This is a genomic window from Brucella tritici, assembly GCF_902825325.1.
GTDB lineage: Bacteria > Pseudomonadota > Alphaproteobacteria > Rhizobiales > Rhizobiaceae > Brucella.
The window spans coordinates 1-9,224 of the sequence record NZ_CADEAR010000043.1; the positions used below are offsets into that span (position 1 = coordinate 1).

Consider the following 9,224-nt stretch of genomic DNA (forward strand, 5'->3'; position numbering starts at 1 on the left):
CACCTCCAAGTCATCGACCGGATACCATCCCGGTCAAACGGTGATTGCGCACCACGCGCCATGCTCGGCGCACCCATAAAAAGAAAGGCGGGCTTTTGGCCCGCCTTCTTTCTTTAGTTGAACATTTTTTATCAGGATTCCAGATACTTGTTAGGATTGACCGGAGACGAATTCTTGCGGACTTCGAAATGCAGCTTCGGAGACTTCGCGTTGCCGCTCATGCCCGACTTTGCAACTTCTTCGCCGCGACGAACCTTCTGCCCACGTTGAACCAGTATCTGGCTGTTGTGACCGTAAACAGTGACAAGGCCATTATCGTGACGGATCAGAACCGTCTGTCCGAATTCCTTGAGACCGTCACCGGCATAAATGACGACGCCGTTTTCAGCAGCCTTCACCGACGTACCTTCCGGAACCATGATGTCGATGCCGTCGCTCACCGATGTACCGTCTCGCTGGCCGAAGCTTGCGAGAATACGGCCACGTACCGGCCAGCGCATCTGGGAAATGCCGGTTGAGGAAGGCGCTGCCGCCTGATCCTTCTCGGCATCCTCGATCACCTTGTTGCTCGCCTGTGGCGGCGTGTAAGGCTTCACATCTGCATTGGCGGTCGGTGCCGCGGCGGCGTTGGCCGGATTTTCCGGCGGCTGCGAAACCGCTGCAACCTGCGTTGCATTGCCTGCTGCGGCAGAAGGAATGACGAGTGCCTGGCCGACGCGGATAGCGCCGTTCGACAGACCGTTTGCCTTCTTCAACTGCTCGACAGGAACATTGTGCTTCTGCGCGATGGAGAAGAGCGAATCGCCACTCTTAACCGTGTAGGTACTGTTCGGCGCTGGTGGCGTCGTAGCGTTTGCGCCTGCCGAAGCCATATCGTTTGCCGAAGGCTTCTTGCCGTTGACGGCAGGTGCCTGCGGGACAACCGCGATATTGTTATCCGTTGGCCGTGGCATGGCCGGGTTCGCCGGAAGCTGACCGAGAACCTTTTCCTGCGCGCCATTTACGGTATTGCGCGTAGATGTTGCCGCGCTGGCAACTTTGGTTTCAGCGGCATTGACCGTGTTATTCACACGATTTGCGGCCATATCCTGCGCCTGCCCGACATGATTCTGAATGTTATTGGATGCCGCTGCGACCGGAGCCTGAACCGACTGTCGTGCTGCCGCCACAGGCGCTGCCATCGGCGCAGAAGACACCGGAGGCAGTGAATTGCGCTGAACGGAACCGCTCGAAGCGGGAGCTACGGGAGCCGCAGATGCATAAAGATCGCCAGCCGGCTGCTGTGCGACACGCTGACTGGACGTAGAGCCCGTACTGATACCATCAGTGAAGCGCATCGTATCGGCACTGCACCCGGCACCAAAACCGGCAATCAGAACGATCGCGACATTCCGCAGGAGACGTTCAGACGTGTGCTGCAAAATTTGTAAACGCATGTTCAACTCGCCCATACTCGAAACTCAGTAAGGTGATTAAAACGCGTTAATGTTACTCTCTGGTTAAGAACGGCAAATCTTCGAAAAAAGATTCACCAATTAAATACCATAAGCGCACAAAGCGACCGAAAGCCCTCCCCGGCGCGGACGGAGAGAGCCTGATAGCCATCATTTTGACGAATCGATACGCGCGCCGATCACAGAACGGACGAGACACCCTCGATGAAAGGCTGGTAGCGGACCGCCATCAGGTCCTCCTGCTCGAATCGGCTGCCGACCTTGGCGATGCGGGTCATGACCTGCCGACCATCGCCTGGACCAATCGGGGCGATCAGCACGCCGTGCGTTGCGAGCAAATCGACGAAATGGCGTGGCACTTCCTCGAAGGCGAGCCAGATCAGGATACGGTCAAAGGGGCCACCCGGCATTCCATGGCGACCATCGGCATGTTTGACCATGATGTTTTCGCGCTTCAGCGATACGAACTGCTGCAAGGCGTGATCACAAAGCTTGCGATAACGCTCAACGGTCGTGACGCGACCGGCCAACGACGACATGACAGCCGCCGTGAAACCCGACCCGGTTCCGATCTCCAGCACCCGATGACCCGGCTCCAGCTTGAGCGCGGCAATGGCGCGGGCCTGCTCATCAATCCCCTCCATGTACTCGCCGCAGTCAAGCGGCGCGGTACGGGGACTATAGGAAAGATGAGACCACGACGACGCAAGAAAGCTCTGGCGCGGCGTGGACTCGATGGCTGCAAAGAGGCGCGGATCGTCAATCCCGTATCCGCGCATCCGCATAACGAAGGATATAAATCCTTCTCTGTCCGAAAGCCGTGGGCGCTCAGACACTGCCTGCCTCATGCTTCAACCCCAAGTGCTGCGCTCAATTCTGCCCGCACCTTATGCGCGGTCAGATCAAGGTGCAACGGGGTTACCGAAATGCAATCGGAACGAATGGCTGCGATATCGCTGTCGTCCGCGACCGGCGCTTTACCCCGACCAAAATGCAGCCAGAAATACGGGAAGCCGCGTCCGTCGCGACGTTCATCGAGGCGTGCGTCATGGCTGAGCTTACCTTGAGCCGTAACGCGCGTTCCCTTGACTTCATCCGCACCGCAATTCGGGAAGTTGAGGTTCAGCAGGACGCCTTCCGGCCATCCTGCTTCCATCAGCTTGCGGATAAGGTCAGGGGCGTGGGTTTCCGCCGTTTCCCAAGGCACGATGCGGCGGTCGCCCTCATACTCATATTCCTGCGACAGTGCGATGGACCGGACGCCGAGCAGCGTGCCTTCCATAGCGCCAGCCACAGTGCCCGAATAGGTGACATCGTCGGCAATATTCGCACCGGAGTTCACGCCCGAAAGAATGAGATCAGGCGCACCCGGCAGAACGTGGCGCACACCCATGATGACGCAATCGGTCGGCGTACCGCGCAATGCGAAATGACGATCATCGATCTGGCGAAGGCGGAGCGGTTCCGACAGCGTCAGCGAATGTGCGAGGCCGCTTTGGTCGGTTTCCGGTGCGACAACCCAGACATCGTCGGAGAGCTTGCGTGCGATCCGCTCCAGAACTGCGAGGCCTTCAGCGTGGATACCATCATCGTTCGTCAGCAGAATTCGCACGTCGTCACTCCTTCATTATGGCTATCAATAAATGTGATTCACGCAGCTTTCTCTATCCGCGTGAGGCCGCCCATGTATGGCTGCAATGCTTCAGGAATATGAATGCTGCCATCTTCTTCCTGATAATTTTCCATAACAGCGATCAGCGCACGACCGACGGCAACGCCCGAACCGTTCAGCGTATGCACGAAACGGGTCGATTTCTCGCCTTCAGGGCGATAGCGGGCATTCATGCGGCGTCCCTGGAAATCACCGCAGACCGAACAGCTTGAGATTTCGCGATAGGTGTTCTGGCCGGGCAGCCATACTTCAATATCGTAGGTCTTCTGTGCGCCGAAGCCCATATCGCCGGTGCAGAGCACGACGGTGCGGAACGGCAGACCAAGGCGCTTCAGCACTTCTTCTGCACAGGCGGTCATGCGCTCATGCTCTTCAACCGAGCTGTCGGCATCGGTGATCGACACCATTTCCACTTTCAGGAACTGGTGCTGGCGCAGCATGCCGCGCGTGTCGCGACCGGCAGAACCTGCTTCCGAACGGAAGCATGGGGTCAGCGCCGTGTAGCGCTGGGGAAGCGACTTGGTATCGACGATTTCATCGGCAACCAGATTGGTCAGCGGAACTTCGGCGGTTGGAATCAGCCAGCGGCCGTCCGTGGTGCGGAACAGGTCTTCCGAGAATTTCGGTAGCTGGCCGGTGCCGTAGACAGCTTCGTCGCGCACCATCAGCGGTGGCATCGTTTCGGTATAGCCGTGTTCCATGGTGTGCAGGTCGAGCATGAACTGGCCAAGCGCACGTTCGAGACGCGCAAGCGGCCCCTTCAACACGGTAAAGCGCGAACCTGCGAGCTTTACAGCGCGCTCGAAATCCATGTAGCCGAGCGCCTCGCCCAGCTCGAAATGTTCCTTCGGCTGGAAGGCAAAGTTCCGCTGGTTGCCGATGCGACGAACTTCGACATTGTCGCTTTCATCCTTGCCGAGCGGTACGTCGTCAAGCGGAATATTGGGGATGGTCGACAGGGCGTCGTTCAGTTCCTTGGTCAGGCGACGTTCTTCATCTTCGGCCTGAGCAAGAAAATCTTTCAACTCGGCGACTTCGGCCTTCAGTTTGTCAGCCGTTGCTGCGTCCTTCGCAGCCATGGCCTTGCCGATTTCCTTCGAGGCGGCGTTGCGGCGCTCCTGGGCGGCCTGAACCTTGCCGACATATTCGCGGCGTTTTTCATCCAGCGCCATCAATTCGGACGACAGCGACTGAGCCCCACGCTTGGCGAGCGCTTTGTCGAGGGTTTCAGGGTTTTCGCGAATCCATTTGATGTCGAGCATGGGAAAAGCCGTTTCGTGAAATTGAACAGAAGCGAGGCCGCACAACCTGCGACCCCACAGAATTATCGTGACAAATCAGGACGATGAAGCGTTGTTTTCAGCGTCGGAAGCTTCCTGCGCCTCATCCCGCTTCTTCTCGATCATGCGAGCCACGATGATTGAAATCTCGTAGAGAAGGATCGTCGGCAAGGCAAGGCCGATCTGGCTCGCCGGATCGGGCGGCGTAAGCACCGCCGCGACGATGAAAGCGATGACAATTGCGTATTTGCGCTTGTCCTTCAGGCCAGCCGAGGTCACCAGACCGACGCGAGCCATCAGGCTCGTCACGACCGGTAGCTGGAAAACCAGGCCGAAAGCGAAGATGAGCGTCATGATGAGGCTCAGATATTCCGATACTTTCGGAAGGAGCGAAATCTGCACTTCGCCGCTGCCGCCAGTTTGCTGCATTGCGAGGAAGAACCACATCACCATCGGCGTGAAGAAGAAGTAGACGAGCGCGCCTCCGGTCAAAAACAGGATCGGCGATGCGATCAGGAACGGCAGGAACGCCATGCGCTCATGCTTGTAGAGGCCGGGTGCCACGAACTTGTAGATCTGCGCGGCAATGATGGGAAATGCCAGCACGATGCCGCCGAACATGGCGACCTTCACCTGCGTGAAGAAGAATTCCTGCGGCGCAGTATAGATCAGTTCTGCTTTCGAACGATCCATGCCCGCCCAGTCGAGCGCCCACTGATAAGGCACGACGAGCAGGTTGAAGAGCTGTTTTGCGAACGCGAAACAGAAAATAAATGCCACGAAAAATGCCAGAATTGCCCAGATCAGGCGGCGGCGCAGCTCGATCAGGTGCTCAAGCAGAGGCGCTGCGCTCTGTTCGATTTCGTCCTCGTCGCGTTTCACGCTTTGGTTCCTGTCTTCTTCGTGGTCTTCTTGGCAGGTGCGGCAGCAGCCTTGGCTGTTTCCGGCTTCGCCGCTGCGGGCTTTTTAGCAGCGGGCTTTGCGACGGAAACCGCCTTCGGAGCAGCTTTCGCTTTGGCTGTCTTGGCTTCGGTCGTGTTATTCTCTGCCTTCGGTGCAGCCTTGCGGGTGGTTTTCTTCGGCGCTACTACGGCTTTTTCCGCGGCTGGCTTCACAGCAGGCGGAACCGGTGCGCCACCGGCATCGACCGGAGTCGTCACTTCAGCGACTTTATCAGGTGTCGCCGGAGACATGGACGATGTGGACTGGAGGCCGGCGCGCAAATCCTCGCCTGCACTTCGAATCGGATCGAACACTTGCGTGATTTTTGAGCGCGGATCGAGCTTGCGGGTCTCATCGATGATGGTTTTGACGTCGTCAAGCTCGGCCTCTTTCAAGGCTTCGTCGAACTGCTGCTTGAACTCGTTGGCGGTCGCACGCATGCGCGCTGTAGCCTTGCCGAATGCACGCAGCATTTTCGGCAAATCCTTGGGACCGACCACCACGATCATCACGATCGCAATAATCAGAAGTTCAGACCAACCGATGTCGAACATATTCTTGATACCCCGCGCAATTCGCGCGCGCGTCCCGTCTTTCGGCGGAAAACCGCACTTGTAAATGGCAAAATATGCTGCGCGCGCTTGCACGTGCGCAGCATGCTTTATCCGTTAGATCAGGACTTGGTGGTTTTCTTGACGTCGTTGACGGTTTCGTCAGCCTTGGCGTCGATCGTACGACCCGCATCCCTGGCTTCATCCTTGGCGTCTTCGTCGGACATGCCCTGCTTGAAGTTCTTGATGCCCTTGGCAACATCACCCATCAGCTCGGGAATCTTGCCGCGGCCAAACAGAAGAAGGACAACCGCCAGGACGATCAGCCAGTGCCAGATGGAAAAGCTACCCATTTTATTCCTCTCATTGCCGCGAACGCGCGGCATGTTCCTGCAATGCCAGTTACGATTTAAGCGCTTTCAACAAATCTTTCAAACAGAAGTGTGACGGTGAACGGCTCTGCAGCAAATAAAATTCACTTGAAAGGGCAGACTGAGACTATTCACCGCGTGGAGCGAGCAAGCCAAGGCTCTCCAGATCGATATCTTCGAGCGGCTCTTCGTCTTCTGTCAGCTCGTCCGGGTCGATATTCGGCACCGGAACGGCAAAGCTCGACGGCATACGTGCCGAGAGCAGCCCTGCCCCCCGCAGCTCTTCCAATCCGGGCAGATCACGGATTTCAGGCAGGCCGAAATGGTCAAGAAACGTGTCCGTTGTTCCATAAGTGACCGGACGACCGGGTGTCCGGCGGCGACCGCGCAATTTTATCCAGCCGGTCTCCATCAGAACATCCAGCGTACCCTTTGAGGTCTCCACACCGCGAATGTCTTCCAGCTCGGCACGCGTGACCGGCTGGTGATAGGCGATGATGGCCAGCACTTCCATCGCAGCGCGGGATAGTTTGCGCTGCTGCACAGCTTCGCGGCTCATGAGAAAGGCGAGATCGGGAGCGGTGCGGAACGCCCATGCGCTACCGACCTGAACGAGATGCACGCCGCGCGTTTCATATATTTTCTGCAAATGCTTCAAAACTGGTGCGACGTCCACATTGGCTGGCAGACGTTCTGCCAATGCGCGTTCGGAAACCGGCTCGGAAGAGGCAAAAACAATGGCCTCGACAATGCGCGCAAGGTCGGCGAGTCCCTGTGTCGAGACAGAAACTTCTGTTTCGATCTGATCATCGTCACTATCGATTTCAGCCAGATTTCGACGTTCCGCTTCAGACATCCTCGTCCTCATCCAATTCGCTGATATCTCCTGTCGCCCGTATGTAGATCGGCTCGAAAGGAGCGTTTTGCCTGACTTCCAGCTTGCCTTCGCGCACAAGTTCAAGACTGGCGGCGAAGGAACTCGCAAGCGCCGAAGCCCTCTCGCGCGGCGAAAGCGCATAATCGATCAGAAAACGGTCGAGAGAAATCCAGTCCCCCACAGCCCCCATCAAACGCACAAGCGCCACCCGCGCTTCCTTCAATGACCAGACTGCCCGCCTGGCAATCTGCACCTGCGAAACGGACTGTCGCTGCCGCTGCGAAGCATAGGCGGTGAGAAGGTCGTATAATGTCGCCGAAAACTGGCTGGTCCTGTCCACCATAACCATTTCCGGCATGCCGCGCGCAAAGACATCCCGCCCCAGCCGGTTGCGATTGACGAGTTTTGCCGCCGCATCGCGCATGGCTTCAAGTCTCTTCAAACGGTAATGCAACGAAGCAGCCAGTTCTTCACCGGTGGCTCCATCATCGCCCTGTTGCTTCGGGATCAGCAGTTTCGACTTGAGATAGGCAAGCCACGCCGCCATGACGAGATAGTCGGCGGCAAGTTCAAGGCGTAAGGCGCGTGCCTGTTCCACGAATACCAGATACTGCTCTGCGAGCGCCAGAACGGAGATACGGGCAAGATCCACGCGCTGGCTCCGCGCAAGGTGGAGCAGCAGATCAAGCGGACCTTCAAATCCCTGCACATCGATGAGAAGCGACGGCTCGCTTTCACTGCGCTCGGAATCGCCCTGCCACAGTGCATCCATCGGCACGAGCGTGCCGTCTTTGCCGTCTGTGTCTGCTCCCGATGCCGCCAAACCCGTTTCCCTGCTGATAAGGTTCACCGGCGGATCAATCCGCCGATGACGTCAGTTTACCAATTTTTGACGATTACGCTATCAGTTCGAACATGGTGTTGAATTCTGCACGCAGTTCATCCTCATCGGAAAGATCGGGATCGCCCGCATAGACTTCCGCCAGATCGGCACGGCGCTTCGCCTTGCCTTCAAGAACCGGCACACGCGCTGCAACCTGCTTCAGTTCTTCCATCACGCCTGCGCAATAGAGAACCATATCACAACCGGCACCGATGATGCCGTCTGCAATATCGCCAAGGCCGCCCGAGAGCGCCTTCATGGAAATGTCGTCGCTCATAACGAGACCGTCAAACTGGATGACATCGCGAATGATCGTATTGATGACGGTCGGCGACAGCGTTGATGGGCGCTGCGGGTCGATACAATCGAACACGACATGCGCGGTCATTGCCATCGGCAGGTCATTGAGCGCCTTGAACGGCACAAAATCATGCGCGACCAGTTCATTCAGAGGAACGGTAACGCGCGCCAGTTCCTTGTGAGTGTCTGCAAACGCACGACCGTGGCCCGGCATATGCTTGACCACCGGCAGCAAACCGCCGGCAAGCAGACCTTCAGCAGCAGCTCGCCCCATCTCGGCAACCGCGTGCGGATTCTTGGAATAGGCCCGGGCACCGATAACATCATGTGCGCCTTCGACGGGTACGTCCAGAACCGGCAGGCAGTCCACATTGACGCCAACCTTCAGCAAATCGAATGCGTGCAGGCGGGCATGAAGCCATGCAGCGCGCAGGCCAGCTTCGCGATCACGCGCATAGATCGCACCGACTTCCGAGGCCGAAGGATAGTTTGGAACGAGTGGCGGACGAAGGCGCTGAACGCGGCCACCTTCCTGATCGATGAAAACCGGCGTCTGGTCCCGACCCGTCAGGTCGCGCATATGCGCCGTCAGCTCGGAAACCTGTTCCAGACTTTCGACATTGCGCGCAAAAAGAATAAAGCCCCATGGTCTTTCATCGCGGAAAAATGCGATTTCGTCCTCGGTCAGTTTCGTTCCCGACACACCGGCAATCCATGCCTTGCACTCTTTCATGCGCTCTTCCCCAAAATTGTCTGGAAATGCTGTACTCAAACAACCCTGCCCCGGTTTAACCGAAAAGAACAAGGCTTGGTAGTGGAATCGGGTAGGAGGGCATTTTAGGCCCTCCCCCCACACCACCGTACGTACGGTTCCGTATACGGCGGTTCATGAAG

The 9,224-nt window shown here is 57.5% G+C and carries 10 protein-coding genes; all 10 read right to left on the reverse strand.

Going from position 1 to position 9,224, the window contains the following annotated elements; genetic code table 11:
• Positions 1-131: 131 nt before the first annotated feature.
• The gene (dipM, locus tag HWX93_RS22105) at positions 132-1,451 is read right to left on the reverse strand and encodes a cell division endopeptidase DipM (protein WP_176038747.1); all 1,320 of its coding nucleotides are present in this window, start codon (positions 1,449-1,451) and stop codon (positions 132-134) included.
• A gap of 182 nt (positions 1,452-1,633) precedes the next feature.
• Positions 1,634-2,302, reverse strand: a complete 669-nt coding sequence (locus tag HWX93_RS22110; RefSeq protein ID WP_176038748.1) for a protein-L-isoaspartate(D-aspartate) O-methyltransferase — start codon at positions 2,300-2,302, stop codon at positions 1,634-1,636.
• Positions 2,299-3,066, reverse strand: coding sequence for a 5'/3'-nucleotidase SurE (surE, locus tag HWX93_RS22115; protein ID WP_061346419.1), 768 nt, complete (start codon positions 3,064-3,066; stop codon positions 2,299-2,301). Before surE ends, HWX93_RS22110 begins: the two co-directional genes overlap by 4 nt.
• A 38-nt stretch (positions 3,067-3,104) precedes the next feature.
• A complete protein-coding gene (gene serS, locus HWX93_RS22120) occupies positions 3,105-4,388 on the reverse strand; it encodes a serine--tRNA ligase (RefSeq protein ID WP_176038749.1) in 1,284 nt (427 codons plus the stop codon).
• Positions 4,389-4,463: 75 nt separating this feature from the next.
• Positions 4,464-5,288 carry a twin-arginine translocase subunit TatC gene (gene tatC / locus HWX93_RS22125; protein ID WP_061346421.1) on the reverse strand — a complete coding sequence of 275 codons (825 nt, stop codon included), beginning with the start codon at positions 5,286-5,288 and terminating at the stop codon, positions 4,464-4,466.
• Positions 5,285-5,902, reverse strand: a complete 618-nt coding sequence (tatB, locus tag HWX93_RS22130; protein WP_176038750.1) for a Sec-independent protein translocase protein TatB — start codon at positions 5,900-5,902, stop codon at positions 5,285-5,287. The genes tatC and tatB overlap by 4 nt, the downstream gene beginning before the upstream one ends.
• A gap of 119 nt (positions 5,903-6,021) precedes the next feature.
• Positions 6,022-6,252 (reverse strand): twin-arginine translocase TatA/TatE family subunit, encoded by a 231-nt coding sequence (locus HWX93_RS22135; protein WP_151557404.1) that lies wholly within the window; start codon positions 6,250-6,252, stop codon positions 6,022-6,024.
• 145 nt (positions 6,253-6,397) lie between these two features.
• The gene (gene scpB / locus HWX93_RS22140) at positions 6,398-7,126 is read right to left on the reverse strand and encodes an SMC-Scp complex subunit ScpB (RefSeq protein ID WP_151557402.1); all 729 of its coding nucleotides are present in this window, start codon (positions 7,124-7,126) and stop codon (positions 6,398-6,400) included.
• Complete coding sequence (locus HWX93_RS22145) at positions 7,119-7,970, reverse strand: segregation and condensation protein A (protein WP_176038751.1); 852 nt, start codon at positions 7,968-7,970, stop codon at positions 7,119-7,121. The genes scpB and HWX93_RS22145 overlap by 8 nt, the downstream gene beginning before the upstream one ends.
• A 73-nt stretch (positions 7,971-8,043) precedes the next feature.
• Complete coding sequence (gene nagZ, locus HWX93_RS22150; RefSeq protein ID WP_176038752.1) at positions 8,044-9,063, reverse strand: beta-N-acetylhexosaminidase; 1,020 nt, start codon at positions 9,061-9,063, stop codon at positions 8,044-8,046.
• Positions 9,064-9,224 lie beyond the last annotated feature (161 nt).